Source organism: Burkholderia sp. 3C, assembly GCF_054589155.1.
The window spans coordinates 162,332-180,351 of sequence record NZ_BAAILN010000125.1; the positions used below are offsets into that span (position 1 = coordinate 162,332).

Below are 18,020 nucleotides of genomic sequence, written 5' to 3' on the forward strand. Positions count from 1 at the left end.
CCAGATCTGGTCCTACCGGTCTGCTCGCGGCCCGATCCGGGCACCTTCGCCCCCTCCACTTCCCCCCGAAAGCCCCGCCAGCCGGGGCTTTCGCGCATCCGTCCGCCGAATAGCATTTCGTTATGCGGCGGATTTATTTTTCTTCATCGACGCTTTCCAGGGCCCGCCCCGACAATCCGCCCATCACAACACGGTTTGGTCCGCGCCCCGGCATTACGGCACGGCGGCCGGCAAGCCCCGGAGATGACGGCATGAATGTCACGCAGCAAGACGCACAGTTTCCTCAATCGCACGACCAGGCCGACGACGGCCTTTGGCAGTTCTGGGTCGATCGCGGGGGTACGTTCACCGATATCGTCGCGCGCCGCCCGGACGGGCGCCTCGTCACCCACAAGCTGCTGTCGGAGAACCCCGAGCGCTACCGCGACGCGGTGGTGCAGGGCATCCGCGACCTGATCGGCGTGGACGCACCCGCGCCGCTGCCGCAGGAGCGCATCGAAGTCATCAAGATGGGCACCACGGTCGCCACCAACGCGCTGCTCGAACGCAAGGGCGCCCGCACGCTGCTGGCCATCACGCGCGGCTTCGCCGACCAGTTGCGGATTGGCTATCAGGAGCGCCCGGACATCTTCGCGCGCCACATCGAACTGCCCGCGCAGATGTACGAGCGCGTGGTGGAGATCGACGAACGCGTCGATGCGCAAGGCGAAGTGCTGCGCGGCCTCGACGAGGCCTCGGCCCGCCGTGCATTGGCCGAGGCTCGCGAGGCCGGCATCGAATCGATCGCGATCGTGCTGATGCACGGCTACCGCTTCCCGGCGCACGAGCTGCGCGTGGCCGAGCTGGCGCGCGAATGCGGCTTCCGGCAGGTGTCCGTGAGCCATCAGGTCAGCCCGCTGATGAAGCTGGTCGGCCGCGGCGACACCACCGTGGTGGATGCTTACCTCTCGCCGGTGCTGCGCGATTACGTGAGCCGCGTCACGGAGCACACCGGCGCGGTGCGGCTGATGTTCATGCAATCGAGTGGCGGGCTGGTGGATGCGGGCCGCTTCCAGGGCAAGGACGCGATCCTGTCCGGCCCGGCCGGCGGCATCGTCGGTGCGGTGCGCACCAGCGAGGAAGCCGGCGAGCGCCGTGTGATCGGCTTCGACATGGGCGGCACGTCCACCGACGTCGCGCACTACGACGGCGCCTACGAACGCGTGTTCGAAACGCAGGTGGCCGGCGTGCGCGTGCGCGCGCCGATGATGGACATCCACACCGTGGCGGCCGGCGGCGGCTCGATCTGCAGCTTCGAGAACGGCCGCTTCAAGGTCGGCCCGGAATCGGCCGGTGCGTATCCCGGCCCGGCCAGCTACCGCAACGGCGGCCCGCTGACCGTGACCGACTGCAACGTGATGCTCGGCCGCGTGCAGCCCGATCACTTCCCGCACGTGTTCGGCCCGAACGGCGACCTGCCGCTCGACGTCGCCGTGGTGCGCGCGAAGTTCGCCGAACTGGCCGCCCAGGTGGCGCGCGACACCGGCCGCGCGATGAGCGGCGAAGCGGTGGCCGAAGGCTTCCTCGCGGTCGCCGTCGACAACATGGCGCAGGCGATCAAGACGATCTCGGTGGAGCGCGGCCACGACGTCAGCGATTACGCGCTGTGCGCGTTCGGCGGCGCGGGCGGCCAGCACGCCTGCGCGGTGGCCGATGCGCTCGGCATGCGCCGCATCGTGCTGCACCCGTTCGCGGGCGTGCTGTCGGCGTACGGCATGGGCCTCGCCGACCTGCGCGTGCTGCGCGAGCGCGCCGTGGAGGCGCTGCTCGATGCGGCCGCCGTCAGTGCGCTCGACGCCTCGTTCGCCGCGCTGGAGGACGAAGCCGTGGCCGCTATCCTCGCGCAGCATGTGCCGCGCGAACGCGTGGAAGCCGCGCGCGCCGCGCGCCTCAAGTATCGCGATACCGATTCGACGCTCGAAGTGCCGTTCGGCGACGCCGCCGACATGGCGCTCGCGTTCGAGACGCTGCACCGCAAGCGCTTCGGCTTCGCGATGAACGACAAGCCGCTGGTGATCGAATCGGTGGTGGTGGAGGCGGTGGGCCTGACCGAGCCGCCGATGCTGCACGGCGCGGCGCCGCGCAAGGCCAACGCCGCCGCCGTCGAAGGCGCGAGCGCCGCGCTGTACGCAAACGGCCGCGCCGCCACGGTGCCGCTGCAGGCGCGCCGCGACCTCGCGGTGGGCGCGCGTCTCGACGGCCCCGCGCTGATCACCGAGGAAATCTCGACGATCGTGCTGGCCGCCGGCTGGTCCGCCACCGTGCTCGACGACGGCACGCTGCGCCTCGATCGCGACCAGGCGGCCGGCGCCGCGCACGCCATCACCACCGCGCGCCATCCGGTGCATCTAGAGATCTTCAACAACCTGTTCATGTCGATCGCGCAGCAGATGGGCGTGACGCTGGAGAAGACCTCGTACTCGGTCAACATGAAGGAGCGCCTCGATTTCTCGTGCGCGATCTTCGACCGCGACGGCGGCCTGATCGCCAACGCGCCGCATATCCCGGTGCACCTCGGCTCGATGAGCGACAGCGTGCAGAGCGTGATTCGCAAGCATGGCGAAACCATGCGGCGCGGCGACGTGTTCATGCAGAACGTGCCGTACAACGGCGGCACGCACCTGCCCGACATCACGGTGGTGATGCCGGTGTACGGCAGCGACGGCAGCGACGGCGATGGCGGCGAGCGCCTGTTCTACGTGGCGGCGCGCGGCCACCACGGCGACGTGGGCGGCATCACGCCCGGCTCGATGCCGCCGAACAGCACCACCATCGAGGAAGAAGGCGTGCTGCTCGACAACGTGCCGATCGTCGCGGCCGGCCGCTTCCTCGAAACCGACGTGCGCGCGCGCTTCGCCGAAGGCCCGTATCCGAGCCGAAACATCGACCAGAACATCGCCGACCTGACGGCCCAGGTGGCCGCCTGCGAATGCGGCGCGACCGAGCTGCTGCGCGTGGTGGGCCGCTACGGCGCGGAGGTCGTGACCGCCTACATGGGCCACGTGCAGGCCAACGCCGAGGAAGCGGTGCGCCGCGCGATCGCCACGCTGTCGGACGGCGAATTCGCCTACGAGATGGACGACGGCGCGGCGATCCGCGTGCGCGTCACGGTGGATCGCGAGCAGGGTTCGGCGCGCATCGATTTCACCGGCACCAGCGCGCAGCGCGCCAGCAACTTCAACGCGCCCGGCTCGGTGTGCAAGGCCGCCGTGCTGTACGTGTTCCGCACGCTGCTGAACGACGACATGCCGATGAACGAAGGCGTGCTGCGGCCGATCGAGATCGTGATTCCGCAGGGCTCGATGCTGAACCCGGTGTATCCGGCCGCGGTGGTGGCGGGCAACGTCGAGGTGTCCCAATCGATCACCGACGCGCTGTATGGCGCGCTCGGCGTGCTGGCCGGCTCGCAGGGCACCATGAACAACTTCACGTTCGGCGACGAGGCCCGCCAGTACTACGAAACGATCGCGGGCGGCTCGGGCGCGGGCGGCGGCCACGCCGGCACCTCGGCCGTGCAGACCCACATGACCAACTCGCGGATGACCGACCCCGAGGTGATCGAATGGCGCTTCCCGGTGATCGTCGAGCAGCATGCGATCCGCGCGGGCAGCGGCGGCGCGGGCCGGCAGGCCGGCGGCGACGGCGCGGTGCGGCGCATCCGCTTCACCCAGACGATGACCGCCAACATCCTCGCCAACCGCCGCCGCGTGCCGCCGTTCGGGCTGGCGGGCGGCGCGGCGGGCAGCGTCGGGCGCAACTGGATCGAGCGCGCGGGCGGCGCGGTGGAGCACTTCGGCGCCACCCACACCACCACCGTGCAGCCGGGCGACGTGTTCGTGATCGAGACGCCGGGCGGCGGCGGTTACGGCCACGCGGAATAAGCAACAGAACAGGTGCGCGGCAGCCGCGGCTCAGGCGGCGCACGCGCACCGAGATGGCCGCTTCGCCTGCCCGCCAGGCGAAGCCCACACACCCCGTAGCACCAGGAGATCCTTCGATGCAGTCAACCGTGAATCTGTACCCGCTTGTCGGCGTCGCGCTGATCGTCGCCGGCTTCGCGTTGCGCTTCAACCCGCTGCTGATCGTGGTGGCCGCGGCCGTCGTGACCGGCCTCGCGGCGCATTTCCCGCTCGACCACGTGCTCGCCGCAATGGGCGCGGGCTTCATCAAGACCCGCGTGATCAGCCTGATCATCCTGCTGCCGCTCGCGGTGATCGGCCTGCTCGAACGGCACGGGCTGCGCGAGCGCGCGCAGATCTGGATCGGCGGGATTCGCGCCGCCACCCCGGGCCGCCTGCTGCTGGCCTATCTGCTGGTGCGCGAGCTGACCGCGGCGGTCGGCCTGACCGGCCTCGGCGGGCATCCGCAGATGGTCCGGCCGCTGGTCGCGCCGATGGCCGAAGGCGCCGCCGAGGCGCGCTTCGGCAAGCTCGGCGACGCGGTGCGCGAGCGGCTGCGCGCGTTCTCGGCGTCGGCCGACAACGTCGGGCTGTTCTTCGGCGAGGACGTGTTCGTGGCGTTTGGCGCGATCGTGCTGATGGTCACGTTCCTGAAGGAATCGGGCGTGGTGGTCGAGCCGATGCACGTTGCGGTGTACGGCATCCCGACCGCCGTGGCGGCCTTCGCCATTCACGGCTTCCGGCTCTACCGGCTCGACGGCTGGGTGGCGCGCCAGGTGGCTGCCCCGGACGGCAAGGCCGCCGCGCCGCATCTCGATCGCGCACCAGGAGAACAGGCATGATCGTTTCGCTCAACGTATTTTTCTGGCTGCTCGGCGTCCTGCTGATCGTGATCGGCGGCGTGATCGTCAGCGATCGCGCGCATCCGAAGCGCTTCCTGGCCGGTGCGTTCTGGATCGTCTACGGCATCGTGTTCCTGGCCGGCGACAAGCTGCCGGCCGACGTGGTCGGCGTGCTGGTGGTGGCGATGGCGCTGGTGGCCGGCTTCGGCGGGGTGGTCGGCGGCAAGCCGAAGGTGCCGAGCGACGAAGCGCGCCGCGACAGCGCGCTGCGGCTCGGCAACCGGCTGTTCCTGCCCGCGCTGACGATCCCGCTGGTTACGGTGATCGGCACGCTGCTCGCGCCGCATCTGGTGTTTGGCGGCACGGCGCTGATCGATCCGAAGAACGCCACGCTGGCCTCGTTCGGCATCGGCTGCGTGGTGGCGTTCGCATTCGCCTGCGCGATGACGCGCGACCGGCCGCAGCAGGGCGTGCTGGAAGCGCGCCGGCTGGTGGACGTGCTGTCGTGGGCGGTGGTGCTGCCGCAGATGCTCGGCATGCTCGGCCTGGTGTTCGCCGATGCGGGCGTGGGCAAGGCCGTGGCGCATGTGACCACCGCCTACGTGAACCTCGACGTCAAGCTGGTGGCGGTGGCCGTGTACTGCATCGGCATGGCGCTGTTCACGGTGATCATGGGCAACGGCTTCGCCGCGTTCCCGGTGATGACGGGCGGCATCGGCGTGCCGGTGCTGATCGGCATGTTCCATGCGAACCCCGCGCCGCTGGCCGCGATCGGCATGTTCTCCGGCTATTGCGGCACGCTGCTCACGCCGATGGCCGCGAACTACAACATCGTGCCGGCCGCGCTGCTCGAATTGCGCGACAAGTACGGCGTGATCCGCGCCCAGGTGCCGACCGCGTTCGCGCTGCTGGCCGTCAATATCGTGCTGCTGTACGTGATGATGTGAGCGGTGGCGCACGGTGGGAGCGCCTTCGGGCGCGAGGTAGCCGTCAAAATCATTCTGCTGTATAGCTGGTGCAGGTCCGGCGGCGCGCCCCAGCGCCGCCGGCAGGACGCGAAAGCCGGGTTGCCAGCGCAATCCGGCTTTTGCCGTCCGGAGGCGCAAGGAGGCGCGGCGTGAATCTGAAGTTCCTCGAAACGTTCATCTGGGTCGCCAAGCTGCGCAGTTTCAGCCTGGCGGCGGAAAAGCTGCATTCGACGCAGGCGGCCATTTCCAGCCGCATTTCGGTGCTGGAGCAGGAGCTGGGCGCGAAGCTGTTCAAGCGCGAGCCGAAGGGCGTGACGCTCACCCGCGAGGGCGAGCGCGTGCTGCGCCACGCCGAGCAGGTCAGCCAGTCGATGACGCAGCTCTACGAATCGCTGCAGGGCGAGAAATTCGCCTACGGCACGATCCGAATCGGCGCGATGGACAGCGCGATCCACTCGTGGTTCGTCGATTTCGTGGCCGACGTGATGGCCCATTATCCGAACCTCGACATCGAAGTGACTTCCGACACCGCGCTCAACCTGAACGAGCAGTTGCGGCGCGGAATGCTCGACATGGTGATCCAGACCGACATGCTGCGCGACGAAACGATCCGCAGCGTGGAGGTGCTCGAACTGGCAGTGGTGTGGATCGCGGCCGCCAATTCGCGCGTGAGCGGCCTGCAAGCTGACGAAACCGAAACGGCCGCGCTGCGCCGGCTCGGCAACGAGCGGCTGATCACCTACTCGCGCCATTCGCGCCCGCACCAGGACCTGTTGCGGCTCATGCAGTCGTTCGGCATCGGCGAGGCGCGCGTGAGCTGCGTGAACTCGGTGGCCGCGATGATCCAGTTGACCCAGGCCGGCTTCGGCGTGGCGGCGATGCCGCCCGCGCTGGTCACGCTGCCGCTCGAAAAGGGCACGCTGCGCCAGCTCGAAGGGCTGGAGGTGCCGCCGCCGCTGCCGTTCGTGATCGCGTGGCGCACCGGCTCGGACCTGACCGAGCGGCTCGTCGAGATCGCCGTCGACACCGTGCGCGCCTACGCGGCGCGCCTCGGAGAAGGCGCGGCGCGCGTCATGGTGTAGGCGCTCGTTCGCATTCCTGTTGTTTTTCGGCGCCGCGTTCGCGGCGTTCCGTTGCGCCTTTCCATTCCGATTCGGCCGCCCGGCGCATTCGCGCCCGGCGGCGTTCGTGCGTGCGCGCCCGACGTATTCCGGTATTCGAATTCCTTATGCGCGCGATTTAATTTTCAAGTTCGACCTGCCCGCGACGCTGCAACAGAATCAACCGTGCTCAGGGAAACGTCCCGCACGAACCGGCCAAGACCGGCCGCGCGGGATGCGGAGCAGGGGTGGCCTGCGGTGGGATGGACGACACATCGCCGGCCGGGCGGATGCCGCGCTGCACTTTCGAACAACGCGGCCAGAACGAATCAATCAGGAATTCGAATGAAAAAGATCATCGGCGGAATGGGGATCGCGCTCGCCTGCGGCGTGGCGCACGCACAATCGAGCGTCACGTTGTACGGCTTGATCGACGAAGCCGTGCGGTTTCAGACTTCGGCGGCCGGCAACACCACCGGCGTCAACGAAGGCGCCGTCAACGGCAACCGCTGGGGCCTGAAGGGCGTGGAAGATTTGGGCGGCGGCAACCGCGCCATCTTCCAGCTCGAATCGGGCTTCAACATTGCCAACGGCAAGTCTGACCAGCAAGGCCAGTTGTTCGGCCGCTTCGCCTGGGTGGGCCTGCAGAGCGACCGCTTCGGCACCGTCAAGCTCGGCCGCCAATACGGCGGGATCTACAACTTCTACGCGTTCAACTTCGATCCGATCGGCGGCGGCAACATCAACGCCACCGATTGGTCGCTGTTCCTGGTCGGCATCCGCTTCGACAACACCGTGCAGTACGAGAAATCGTTCGGCCCGGTCGGCTTGCAGGTGCAGCACGCGTTCGGCGGCCAGCCGGGCAGCGGCGCATCGGGCAGCACCACCACCGCTTCGCTGATCTACAACTTCAACGGCGGCAAGGTCGGCATCGCCGGCGCGGAATCGAAGGACGGCGGCGGCCACAAGCTGGTGGTCGGCTCGTTCGGCGGCACCTATGCGTGGGGGCCGCTCGGCATGTTCCTGTACGGCATCGACGCACGCCGCGACGCCGGCTTCAACGTGGCCGCCGCCAACTCCGGCGGCCCGCTGTCGAACACCAGCATCATCAGCAACGTCACCACGGCCGCCGGCAGCGCGCAAACCAGCGCGCGCAACGATGCGTTCCTGCGCGTCGGCGCGACCTACGCGCTGTCGCCGCAGTGGCGCTTCATTGCTTCGTACGCCTACGATCATGCGAACAACGTGTCGCCGGGCCGCAGCGGCTCGATCCAGACCGTCTACGGCATTGCCGACTACATCCTGAGCAAGCGAACCGACGTGTACCTCGAAGTGGACCACAGCCATCTGTCGGGCGCGTCGGTCAACGATCCGAACGGCCCGCTGACGTTCGCCGGCAAGGCCAACAACTTCGGGGCGAGCCTGAGCCTGCGCACGGTGTTCTGAGCCGGCGCGAAGCTGGTTGAGTGAGCGCTTGGGTGAGCGAGTGCGGCGGCGGCCGGGTCGGCCCGGCGGTTGCCGCTGTTGACGCGCGCGTTGCGGGCCGGAGGGCCAGGCGGCGCGCGCTTTTTTTCGGACGGATTCCTGATGAACGGGATGACGCTGCGCAAGAAATTGTGGCTGCCGCTCGCACTGGCCTGGGTCGGGTTAGTGGTGCTGGCGGTGTGGAGCGCCTGGCAGGCGCGTGACTTGCAACTGGGCGAACGGCGCGCGGACCTGCGCAACATCGTGCTGATGGCCGCCTCGGTGGCGCAGGGGCTGGAGCGCGAGGCGCGCGCGGGCAAGCTCGACATGGACGCCGCGCGCCGCGAGGCGATCGCGCGCATCGCCGACCTGCGCTACGCGGGCAACGGCTACGTGACGATCATCGGCGCGAACTCGGTGATGGTCATGCATCCCACCTCGCCCGCGCTGAACGGCAAGGACATGTCGAACTGGCACGACGCGCACGGCTACGCGCTGTACCAGGGCATCGCGGCGGCCGGTGCGTCGCCCGAGGGCGGCGGTTTCCTCGAATACTGGTGGCCCAAGCCGGGCGAGACCGAGCCCAGCCCGAAGCTCGGCTACGCGCAGCGCTTCGCGCCGTGGGGCTGGGATTTCATCGCGGGCGCCTACCAGGACGATATTCGTCAGGCCTACTACCGGATGCTCGGGCGCTCGCTGGCGGCGCTCGCCGTGCTCGGCGCGATCGTCACGCTGCTGACGCTGGCCGCCTCGCGCAGCATCCTGCGCACGCTCGGCGCGGAGCCGGCCGTGTTGTCCGACGCGATCGCGCGCTTCGCCGAAGGCGATTTGTCCACGCTGGACGGTGCGGAGCGCGCGCCGGCCGGCAGCATGCTGGCCTCGCTGGCGCGCATGCGCGCCGGGCTGATCGCGCTGCTCGGCACCGTGCGCGCCTCGGCCGAGGGCATTGCCACCGGCGCGGCGCAGATCGCCTCGGGCAATGCCGATCTGTCCGCGCGCACCGAGCAGCAGGCCGCGTCGCTGCAGGAAACGGCCGCCAGCATGGAGCAGATGACGGCGGCCGTGCGGCGCAACGCCGAATCGGCCGACGAGGCCAGCGCGCTCGCGCTCGACGCCGCCGAGATCGCGCGGCGCGGCAGCGCGTCGGTCGGGCAGGTGGTGGGCACCATCGGCGAGATCAGCGACAGCGCGCGGCGCATCGCCGACATCACCGGCATGATCGAGGGCATCGCGTTCCAGACCAACATCCTCGCGCTGAACGCCGCCGTGGAAGCGGCGCGGGCCGGCGATCACGGGCGTGGTTTCGCGGTGGTGGCGGGCGAGGTGCGCTCGCTCGCGCAGCGCGCGTCGTCGGCGGCCAAGGAGATCCACGGGTTGATCGGCGATTCGTCGCGCAAGGTCGAGGACGGCTCGCGGCTGGCCGGCGAGGCGGGGCGGATCATGGGCGACGTGACGCAGGCCGTGGCGCGCGTGCAGGCCATCGTCGGCGAGATCGCCACCGCGTCGGCCGAGCAGCGTCAGGGCATCGAGCAGATCGGCATCGCCATCACGCAGATGGACGACGTCACCCAGCACAACGCGGCGCTGGTCGAGCAGGCGGCGGCCGCATCGAATGCGCTGGACGGGCAGGGGCGGCAGTTGACCGAGGCGGTGGGGGCGTTTCGGGGGGATTGAGCGGGCGGTGGTGGCGGGTCCGGCCCCGAGGGGCTTCGCGGCTTGCGACTGTACGGCTTGCGTCCTTGGCCCCGAGCGTTGGCTCCATCGAGGCGCGCTGCGCCGCATGACAACCCTGTCATGCACCCGCTCCTGTTCCGCGCCGGGCGGCCTGTCCGTCAGGGCTCCGTATTACATTTTTGTCATCCGCCCCGCCGGGTCGCCCGGCACCCCTGAATCCCGGTACCATCGACGCGTATTCATGGGACAGGAGCGCGCGGTGCGAATCCTCGTAGTCGAAGACGAACCGAAAACCGGCGCCTATCTGAAGAAGGGGCTGGAGGAATCGGGCATGAGCGTCGATCTGGCGACCGACGGCGCCGATGGCCTGCTGCTGGCCGAGGAAGAGCAGTACGACGTGATCGTGCTCGACATCATGCTGCCCGTGCTCGACGGCTGGGACGTGCTCAAGCGCCTGCGCGCCAGCAAATCCACGCCGGTGCTGTTCCTGACCGCGCGCGACGACGTGGAAGACCGCGTGCGCGGCCTCGAACTCGGCGCCGACGATTATCTGGTCAAGCCGTTCGCCTTCGTCGAATTGCTGGCGCGGGTGCGCACGCTGGCGCGGCGCGGCCCGCCGCGCGAAACCGAATGGATCGCGATCGGCGACCTCGAAATCGACGTGATGCGCCGCCGCGTGCGGCGCGGCGCGGCCCGCATCGACCTGACGCCGCGCGAATTCTCGCTGCTGCACCTGTTGGCGCGCCGCCAGGGCGAAGTCCTGAGCCGCACGCAGATCGCCTCCTATGTCTGGGACATGAATTTCGACAGCGACACCAACGTGGTGGACGTGGCGATCCGGCGCCTGCGCGTCAAGATGGACGACGATTTCCCCACCAAGCTGATTCACACCGTGCGCGGCGTGGGCTACGTGCTCGAACTGAAGGACGCCGGCTGATGCGCGCGCGCTCGCTGACGGTCGCGCTGGCGGTGGCGTTCGGCGTGATGACGCTGGCGGTGTTCGCGCTGGTCGGTACCTATGTCTACCTCGGGCTGGACCGCCAGGTCAGCCAGCAGAGCGATCTCGACGTGGTGCTGGCCGCGCGCCACGCGCGGCGGCTCGCCGAGGAACTGGCCACGCCCGCCGAGGTCGGCACGCACGCCGAGCGCCTGACCAGCGTGGTGTTCGGCAACAGCGCGCTGTCGTTCGCGGCCGCCACGGCGGACGGGCGCATCGTCGCGTCGCGCAACCTGGCCGTGACGCTGCCCGGCCAGCCCGGCGCGCGCGCCCGGCCCGCGCAGGCCGGCGACATGAGCCGCGGCGACGCCAACGAAGCCAGGCCGGCCCGCGCGGCCTCCGCTGCGGCCTCAGCCGCATTCACCGACCCCGATCCCGATCCCGGCGATGCCCCCGATTCCGCACCGCCGGCCGATCGGCTCGCGGCCATCGTGCCGCGCGGCACGCCGCACGTCGATTCGCAGGCGCGCATCGTCGACACGCAAATCGTCGCCTGGACTGCACGCGATGGCATGCCGGTGCACGGCATCGTCACCGATGCGCGGCTGCGCGACGGCAGCGTGATCGCGCTGGTGGTCGCCCGCAACCTGCACGACGGCGCCGCGCTGCTCGATCGCTACCGCGACACGCTGTGGCTGGCGGGCGGTGCGGGCGCGGCGCTCTCGGTGCTGATCGGCTATGCGTTGATTCGTCTGTCGCTGCGGCCGCTGCGCGGCGTGGTGGCCGACGCCGGCCGCATCACGGTGGACCGGCTCGATGCGCGGCTCGACGGCCGCGGCGTGCCGCAGGAACTCGCGCCGCTGGTGGATGCCGTCAACGCCATGCTCACGCGCCTGCAACGCGGCTTTCGTCAACTGTCCCAATTCAGCGCCGATCTCGCGCACGACCTGCGCACGCCGCTCAACAACATGCGCGGCGCGACCGAGGTGGCGTTGAGCCGCCCGCGCGGCACCGGCGAATACGAAACCTTGCTCGAATCGAATCTGGAGGAATACGAGCGGTTATCGCGGATGATCGAGAACGTGCTGTTCCTGGCGCGCGCCGAACATCCGGGCTTCGTCACGCATCGGCGCAGCTTCGAGGTGCGCGAGGAATTGCTGAGGATTGCAGGGTATTTCGAGGGGCTGGTCGAGGAGGCAGGCTCCGCGTTGAGCGTGGAGGGCAACGGCCAGTTGACGGCTGATCTCGAACTGTTCCGGCGCGCGATCGGCAATCTGCTCGCGAACGCGCTGCGCTACACGCCGCGCGGCGGCGCGATCCGGCTGATCGCGCACGACACGCCCGCGGCGCTGACCGTCACCGTGGCGAACCAGGGCGAGCCGATCGCGGCCGACCTGCTCGACCGGATCTTCGACCGCTTCTATCGCGGCGATCCGGCCCGCAGCCGGCAGATCGCAGGAGCCGACGGCGGCGTGGCCGGCCTCGGCCTCGCAATCGTGCGCTCGGTGATGGAACTGCATGGCGGCGCCGCGCATGCCGAAAGCGATGCGCAGGGCACGCGCTTCGTGCTGACGTTCCCGCGCGTGGCCGATTGATTGTCAGGCGTTGGAAAGCCGGTTGACGGACGGAGCGCGGCGCGGCGGGCACGCGTGATGCTCGGCACGCCGATGGTTGCGTGTGCATCGTTCGTGCCGGCCGCCTGCCGGCGCAATCGGCGTGCGGTCCGTGTGCGCGGCGGCTGTCAATCGGCGGTGAGCATGTGCTGCGCGCGACGCACGACCTGTGCCACGATCCGTCGCTCATCGGCGCGGCCGGGCTCCCTCTCTTCCGCGCCGCCGTTGATCCGTTTCGCCCGTCGCTCGACGCGGCAACCACCGGAGAAACCACGATGGCCGATTCTTTCGACACCGACCCGGCGCGGTCGCAACCCCACCCCGCAGCGCACGACGCGCTCGGCCACTTGCTCGACAGCCTGCATCAGAACGGCTTCCTGCGCGTCGCGCACAATTTCGTCGATGCCAACAGCCAGATCGCCGACGTGCTTGGCGGCCTCGGCCAGCCCGCCGCGCAGAACGGCATCCAGAATCTCGTCGTGCTGCTGAACGCCTTGTCGCGCATTCCGCCCGATCACTTGGAGAAGGCCGCGTTCGCCGCGTCGGATGCGATCCAGCACGTGGCCGCCTGGCAACCGGCCGCGCATCACGACACCGCGCCCGGCGTGACCGGCGCATACAAGCTGCTGCACGACGAGGCGCTGTGGCAGGCGATCACGCCGCTGTTCGAAGGGCTGAAAGTGTTTCTCGACGGCTTGCGGCGCGAGGTGCCGGCTGGCGGGGCCACGGCGACGGGGAATCCCTCGGGCCGCTGACATCCGGCCGCCGTGCCTCGGCGCATGTGCGGAGTTCCGGCCCTGAATGGCGGTCGTTCAAGCTAAGATGACGGCGCTCGATCGTCATGGCCCTTTCCGTTTCCCGACATGCGAAAAATTCACGAACTCGGCGCGCAATTGAAGGCGCGCGTCACGCTGCTGGCCGGCTTCGTCGGCTCGATGTGGGCGGTGTTTTTCGTGTCCGCGCTGTTTCCGTGGCTGCACCTCGACAACCACGGCGTGGTGCCGCGCACGTTCGGCGGCTTGCAGGGAATCCTGTTCGCGCCTTGGCTGCACGCGAACCTCGCGCATATCGTGGCGAACACCTCGGGCCTGCTCGTATTGGGCTGGCTGTGCATGTGGCCGCGCATCGCGAACTTCTGGGACGCCACCATTGGCGCGATGCTGGGCGCGGGCTTGTGCGCGTGGCTGCTCGGTGCGCCGTATTCGGTGCATATCGGCGCAAGCGGGCTGGTGTTCGGCTATGCGGCGTATCTGGTGGCGCGCGGTTTGTACGTGCGCGATGCGGTGTCGGTCGTCGTGGCGCTGGTGGTGGTTGGCGTGTATGGGTTCAGCATGCTGATCGGGGCGCTGCCGTTCACGCAGGGCATCTCGTGGCAGAGCCATGTGGGTGGCGCGATCGGCGGGATTCTGGCGGCGCGGGCGGGGCGCGGCGCTGCGGTGGCGCGCAGGGGGCGGCCGGGGTGAGGCGCTCGATGCCCACGCTCAGGCAATTCCGCATTCCAAATGCGTTGCTCTCCACTTGCCGCGCGCACGCCGGTCGTGGTTTTTGCCCTATCCTTAGCGTCCTGTCGCGCCGGATATCGGCGCGGAAAACCCATTAACGGAGTCAGTGATTGTGAGCGCCTCAGGCACAGCAAGCTTCATCGCGTCGAGCATCGTCATCGGTTGCGGCGCGACCGCGATATTCGATCTCTGGAAAGTGTTCATGTCCGAGGTCATGGGCGCGCCGCGAGCGAATTGGGTGTTGGGTGGCCGGTGGTTCGGATACCTGACGAGATTCCAGTTCCACCATCGGAACATCGGCGCCACGCCGCCGTTTCCGGGCGAGCGGCTGCTGGGCTGGTCAGGCCACTATTTCATCGGCATCGTCTATGCCGCCGCCTTGCTCGGCATCTGGGGGATGGCGTGGGCCGATGCGCCGACGCTGTTGCCGGCGCTGATCGTCGGCGTGGTGACGGTGCTGGCAGGGTGGTTCGTGATGGCCCCCGGCATGGGCGCGGGCGTCGCGAATGCCAACACCCCGACGCCGGCCAAGGCCTGCGCGTTGCAGTTGGCGAGCCACGTGGTGTTCGGGTTGGGGCTTTACGTGACGGCGCTCGGCTGGGCTGCCTTCTGAGGTATCGAGGCAGCGGCGTGACGCTCCGGCTGGGCCGCGCGTGCGGGGCGGCCCAGCCGGCGGAAGCGCGGTTAAGCGAAGTCGCCCTCGACGATCAGCAACTCGCGTTGATAGGCCTTGAGCGCGAACACCTTGGCTTCCTGGTAGGCGCTGTCGGCGTAGCACGCCCTGGCCGCATCGAGAGACGGAAACTCGACGAGCAGCACGCGCTTGGTCTGGCCGGCTTCGGCCAATACCGTGCTCGAATCGAGCACCTTGAGTCTGGCTTGATACTGCTCGGCAATCGGCGCCCACAGCGCGGCGTATTGCTTTTGAGCCTCTTGATCCGTGACATCGCCACCCAGAACCACCCAATATCCCTTCATGCATTCCTCCGAGAAAGTATGAAACCCGTGCCTCGCGAAAGATCGATCCGACTTCAACGAGCGCGCTCCACTGTACGCCGAAACGCCGATTGACAAGGCCCGCGTCAGGCGAGGTCCAACCTCGATGAAGCTTTCTCCGCCTCGCTCCGTCGCCCCCTCACCACCCGCACGAAATTCCGCACCGTAGGCGACGCCTCGCGCGGCCGATGCACGAGCGCGATCCCCGTGCCGAGCGGGCTGCCCTGCAATTCGTGAAAGCTCACCCCGTCCACCTGCACCTGCCGCATCGACGCCGGCACGATCGCCACGCCGAACCCCGCCGACACCAGGTTGCCCGCCGACGAAATCTGCGGTGATTCCATCCCGATCGTCGGCGAAAACCCGGCCGCATGACACGCGCCGATGATCGAATCGTAGAGATTCGGCCCGATCCCGCGCGGAAACAGAATGAACGCCTCGTTCGCCAGATCGGCCAGATCGACGCGCTTGCGGCGGCCGAGCCGGTGCCCGCGCGGCAGCACGGCGATCATGGCTTCGTCGGCCAGCGGCTCGACGATCAGTTCTCCGCAATGCAGCGGCATGCGCACCATGGCGGCGTCGATCTGGCCGCCGCCCACCTTTTCCAGCAGCGTCACGCTGTTGCTCTCCTCGCAGCCGATCGCCACGCGCGGGTAGTCGTGGCGAAACTGCTGCATGGTCAGCGCGATGGCGGGATGGAACACGGTCGAACCGGCGAAGCCGAGCGACAGGCGGCCGGTTTCGCCGCGCCCGGCGTTGCGCGCCTCGACCAGCGCCTGCTGCGCGTCGTCGACGATGCGCCGCGCGCGCTCGGCCAGCGTCCGCCCGGCCTCGGTCAGCTCGACGCGGCGCGGGTGGCGCACGAACAGCCGCGCGCCGATCTCGCGCTCGAGCTTGAGGATCTGCTGACTGAGCGGCGGCTGGGCGATGCCGAGCGAGGCCGCGGCCTCGGTGAAGTGCAGATGCTCGGCGACGGCCAGGAAATAGCGGAGTTGACGGAATTCCATATCGTTTTCGTCTTCAAATCGCGGTATCGAGATATTGGACTAATGATTGCCGCGATTCTATGCTTTCCGGTATCGGCTGCGCGGATCGTCGCGCGGCGAGCCAATCACGCACGGAGAACACGATGACGGCAGGGCACGAGGCAGCGGGCGGATCGAACGGATCGAACCAGGCGGGGCGCACCGACGGCGCGGCGCTGCTGGCGGACTTGCGCGGCATCGTCGGCGCGAACGAGGTGCTGGTGGACGACGAGGCCACGCGGCGCTACCGCACCGGCTTTCGCTTCGGCTCGGGCCGCGCGCTGGCGGTGGTGCGGCCCGGCTCGATCGTCGAGCAATGGAAGGTGCTGCAGGCCTGCGTGGCGGCCAACGCGATCGTCATCACGCAAGCCTCGAACACCGGCCTGACGGGCGGCTCGACGCCCGACGGCGATGCCTACGACCGCGACATCGTGATCGTCAGCACCACGCGCATGAACACCATCCACGTGATCGACGAGGGCCGGCAGGTGATCTGCCTGCCCGGCGCGACGCTCGACCAGCTCGAACGCGCGCTCAAGCCGCTCGGGCGCGAGCCGCATTCGGTGATCGGGTCGAGTTGCATCGGCGCGTCGGTGTTCGGCGGCGTGTGCAACAACTCGGGCGGCGCGCTGGTGCGGCGCGGCCCGGCCTACACGGAGATGGCGGTGTTCGCCCGGGTGGACGAGGCCGGCCGCCTGCACCTGGTCAACCACCTCGGCGTGACGCTGGGCGACGATCCGGAGGCGATCCTCGACCGGATCGAGCGCCGCGCGTTTTCCGAGGCCGACATCCGCCACGACGCAGGCGCCGCCTCCGATCACCACTACGCCGATGAGGTGCGCGAGATCGACGCCGACACCCCGGCCCGCTACAACGCCGACCCGCGCCGTCTGCACGAGGCGTCCGGCTCGGCCGGCAAGCTGATGGTGTTCGCGGTGCGGCTCGATACGTTCCCGATCGAGCAGGGCACCCAGGTTTTCTACATCGGCACGAATGCCCCCGACGAACTGACGGAGATCCGCCGCATCGCGCTGCGCGAGCTGCCGCAACTGCCGATCTCGGGCGAATACCTGCACCGCGACGCGTTCGATATCGCCGAGCGCTACGGCAAGGACACGTTCCTGGCGATCCATCACCTCGGCACCGCGCGGCTGCCGGCGCTGTTCGCCATGAAAAGCCGCTTCGACGCGATCGCCAATCGCTTCGGGTTCCTGCCCAAACACCTGAGCGACCGCGTGCTGCAGGCGGTGAGCCGGCTGTTCCCGAGCCATCTGCCGCCGCGCATGAAGGCGTTTCGCGAGCGTTTCGAGCATCACCTGATGCTGAAGGTGTCGGCCGACAGCGTGGCGGCCACGCGCGAGCGGCTCGCGGCGTATTTCGCGAAGGCCGGCGGCGATTTCTTCGAATGCACGCCCGACGAGGGCGCCAAGGCGTTCCTGCTGCGCTTCGCGGCGGCCGGCGCGGCGGTGCGCTACCGGGCAATTCACAGCGACGCGGTGGAGGACATCGTGGCGCTCGACGTGGCGCTGCGGCGCAACGATCGCGACTGGGTGGAGACCTTGCCGAAGGCGATCGAGGACACCATCGCGATCAAGCTCTACTACGGCCATTTCCTCTGCCACGTGTTTCATCAGGACTACATCGTTCGCAAGGGCCACGATTGCCTCGCGGTCGAGCACCGGATGTGGACGCTGCTCGACGCGCGCGGCGCCGAATATCCGGCCGAGCACAACGTCGGCCACCTGTATCGCGCGAAGCCGGCGCTGGCCGCGTTCTACCGCGAGCTCGATCCGTGCAACTGCTTCAATCCGGGCATCGGCCAGATGTCGAAGTTCGCGAATTATCGCGAATCGGCCCGGTAAGGCCGCCGCCGCACCCACCCGTACGCCGCCCCGCCAGATCATTACAATAGCGGGCGACGACGCCAGCCCCGGGCGCGATTCCCGACTCGCCGGGAATCT

The 18,020-nt window shown here is 68.9% G+C and carries 15 protein-coding genes; 12 read left to right on the forward strand and 3 right to left on the reverse strand.

Features of this window, described 5'->3' with window-relative positions:
* The first annotated feature begins 251 nt into the window (after window positions 1–251).
* From ACYP33_RS25755 to ACYP33_RS25800, 10 genes are all read left to right on the forward strand, one after another.
* Window positions 252–3,920, forward strand: a complete 3,669-nt coding sequence (locus ACYP33_RS25755) for a hydantoinase B/oxoprolinase family protein (RefSeq protein ID WP_459624421.1) — start codon at window positions 252–254, stop codon at window positions 3,918–3,920.
* Between the two features lie 116 nt (window positions 3,921–4,036).
* Complete coding sequence (locus ACYP33_RS25760; protein ID WP_414448900.1) at window positions 4,037–4,780, forward strand: DUF969 domain-containing protein; 744 nt, start codon at window positions 4,037–4,039, stop codon at window positions 4,778–4,780.
* Window positions 4,777–5,727 (forward strand): DUF979 domain-containing protein, encoded by a 951-nt coding sequence (locus ACYP33_RS25765; protein ID WP_459624422.1) that lies wholly within the window; start codon window positions 4,777–4,779, stop codon window positions 5,725–5,727. Before ACYP33_RS25760 ends, ACYP33_RS25765 begins: the two co-directional genes overlap by 4 nt.
* Window positions 5,728–5,897: 170 nt before the next feature.
* Window positions 5,898–6,830, forward strand: a complete 933-nt coding sequence (locus ACYP33_RS25770) for a LysR family transcriptional regulator (protein ID WP_414448901.1) — start codon at window positions 5,898–5,900, stop codon at window positions 6,828–6,830.
* Window positions 6,831–7,193: 363 nt separating this feature from the next.
* A complete protein-coding gene (locus ACYP33_RS25775; protein WP_414448902.1) occupies window positions 7,194–8,294 on the forward strand; it encodes a porin in 1,101 nt (366 codons plus the stop codon).
* Window positions 8,295–8,435: 141 nt separating this feature from the next.
* Window positions 8,436–9,986: a methyl-accepting chemotaxis protein gene (locus ACYP33_RS25780; protein ID WP_459624423.1), complete on the forward strand. Its 1,551-nt coding sequence runs from the start codon at window positions 8,436–8,438 to the stop codon at window positions 9,984–9,986.
* Between the two features lie 259 nt (window positions 9,987–10,245).
* Complete coding sequence (locus ACYP33_RS25785; RefSeq protein WP_459624424.1) at window positions 10,246–10,923, forward strand: heavy metal response regulator transcription factor; 678 nt, start codon at window positions 10,246–10,248, stop codon at window positions 10,921–10,923.
* Between the two features lie 47 nt (window positions 10,924–10,970).
* Window positions 10,971–12,518, forward strand: coding sequence for a heavy metal sensor histidine kinase (locus ACYP33_RS25790; RefSeq protein ID WP_459624467.1), 1,548 nt, complete (start codon window positions 10,971–10,973; stop codon window positions 12,516–12,518).
* Window positions 12,519–12,811: 293 nt separating this feature from the next.
* Entirely contained in the window at window positions 12,812–13,291 is a 480-nt protein-coding gene (locus ACYP33_RS25795) for a hypothetical protein (RefSeq protein ID WP_459624425.1), read from the forward strand.
* Between the two features lie 108 nt (window positions 13,292–13,399).
* Window positions 13,400–13,999 carry a rhomboid family intramembrane serine protease gene (locus ACYP33_RS25800; RefSeq protein WP_459624426.1) on the forward strand — a complete coding sequence of 200 codons (600 nt, stop codon included), beginning with the start codon at window positions 13,400–13,402 and terminating at the stop codon, window positions 13,997–13,999.
* A gap of 93 nt (window positions 14,000–14,092) precedes the next feature.
* On the opposite strand, the gene ACYP33_RS25805 is transcribed toward ACYP33_RS25800, so the two are convergent.
* Complete coding sequence (locus ACYP33_RS25805; RefSeq protein ID WP_414448907.1) at window positions 14,093–14,242, reverse strand: hypothetical protein; 150 nt, start codon at window positions 14,240–14,242, stop codon at window positions 14,093–14,095.
* Here ACYP33_RS25805 and ACYP33_RS25810 point away from each other — a divergent pair.
* Entirely contained in the window at window positions 14,241–14,651 is a 411-nt protein-coding gene (locus ACYP33_RS25810) for a DUF2938 family protein (protein ID WP_459624427.1), read from the forward strand. The genes ACYP33_RS25805 and ACYP33_RS25810 overlap by 2 nt on opposite strands.
* 71 nt (window positions 14,652–14,722) lie before the next feature.
* On the opposite strand, the gene ACYP33_RS25815 is transcribed toward ACYP33_RS25810, so the two are convergent.
* Window positions 14,723–15,016: a DUF1330 domain-containing protein gene (locus ACYP33_RS25815; protein ID WP_414440369.1), complete on the reverse strand. Its 294-nt coding sequence runs from the start codon at window positions 15,014–15,016 to the stop codon at window positions 14,723–14,725.
* Window positions 15,017–15,120: 104 nt separating this feature from the next.
* The gene (locus tag ACYP33_RS25820) at window positions 15,121–16,041 is read right to left on the reverse strand and encodes a LysR family transcriptional regulator (RefSeq protein WP_459624428.1); all 921 of its coding nucleotides are present in this window, start codon (window positions 16,039–16,041) and stop codon (window positions 15,121–15,123) included.
* A gap of 122 nt (window positions 16,042–16,163) precedes the next feature.
* On the opposite strand from ACYP33_RS25820, the gene dld reads away from it, so the two are divergent.
* Window positions 16,164–17,921 carry a D-lactate dehydrogenase gene (gene dld, locus ACYP33_RS25825; protein ID WP_459624429.1) on the forward strand — a complete coding sequence of 586 codons (1,758 nt, stop codon included), beginning with the start codon at window positions 16,164–16,166 and terminating at the stop codon, window positions 17,919–17,921.
* The last annotated feature ends 99 nt before the right edge of the window (window positions 17,922–18,020 follow it).

Bases quoted from the DNA above. Each gene is read 5' to 3' on its own strand.
- ACYP33_RS25755 (WP_459624421.1), top strand. From the start codon at position 252: ATGAATGTCACGCAGCAAGACGCACAGTTTCCTCAATCGCACGACCAG.
- ACYP33_RS25760 (WP_414448900.1), top strand. From the start codon at position 4,037: ATGCAGTCAACCGTGAATCTGTACCCGCTTGTCGGCGTCGCGCTGATC.
- ACYP33_RS25765 (WP_459624422.1), top strand. From the start codon at position 4,777: ATGATCGTTTCGCTCAACGTATTTTTCTGGCTGCTCGGCGTCCTGCTG.
- ACYP33_RS25775 (WP_414448902.1), top strand. From the start codon at position 7,194: ATGAAAAAGATCATCGGCGGAATGGGGATCGCGCTCGCCTGCGGCGTG.
- ACYP33_RS25780 (WP_459624423.1), top strand. From the start codon at position 8,436: ATGAACGGGATGACGCTGCGCAAGAAATTGTGGCTGCCGCTCGCACTG.
- ACYP33_RS25790 (WP_459624467.1), top strand. From the start codon at position 10,971: ATGACGCTGGCGGTGTTCGCGCTGGTCGGTACCTATGTCTACCTCGGG.
- ACYP33_RS25795 (WP_459624425.1), top strand. From the start codon at position 12,812: ATGGCCGATTCTTTCGACACCGACCCGGCGCGGTCGCAACCCCACCCC.
- ACYP33_RS25800 (WP_459624426.1), top strand. From the start codon at position 13,400: ATGCGAAAAATTCACGAACTCGGCGCGCAATTGAAGGCGCGCGTCACG.
- ACYP33_RS25810 (WP_459624427.1), top strand. From the start codon at position 14,241: ATGTCCGAGGTCATGGGCGCGCCGCGAGCGAATTGGGTGTTGGGTGGC.
- ACYP33_RS25805 (WP_414448907.1), bottom strand. From the start codon at position 14,242: ATGAACACTTTCCAGAGATCGAATATCGCGGTCGCGCCGCAACCGATG.
- ACYP33_RS25815 (WP_414440369.1), bottom strand. From the start codon at position 15,016: ATGAAGGGATATTGGGTGGTTCTGGGTGGCGATGTCACGGATCAAGAG.
- ACYP33_RS25820 (WP_459624428.1), bottom strand. From the start codon at position 16,041: ATGGAATTCCGTCAACTCCGCTATTTCCTGGCCGTCGCCGAGCATCTG.
- dld (WP_459624429.1), top strand. From the start codon at position 16,164: ATGACGGCAGGGCACGAGGCAGCGGGCGGATCGAACGGATCGAACCAG.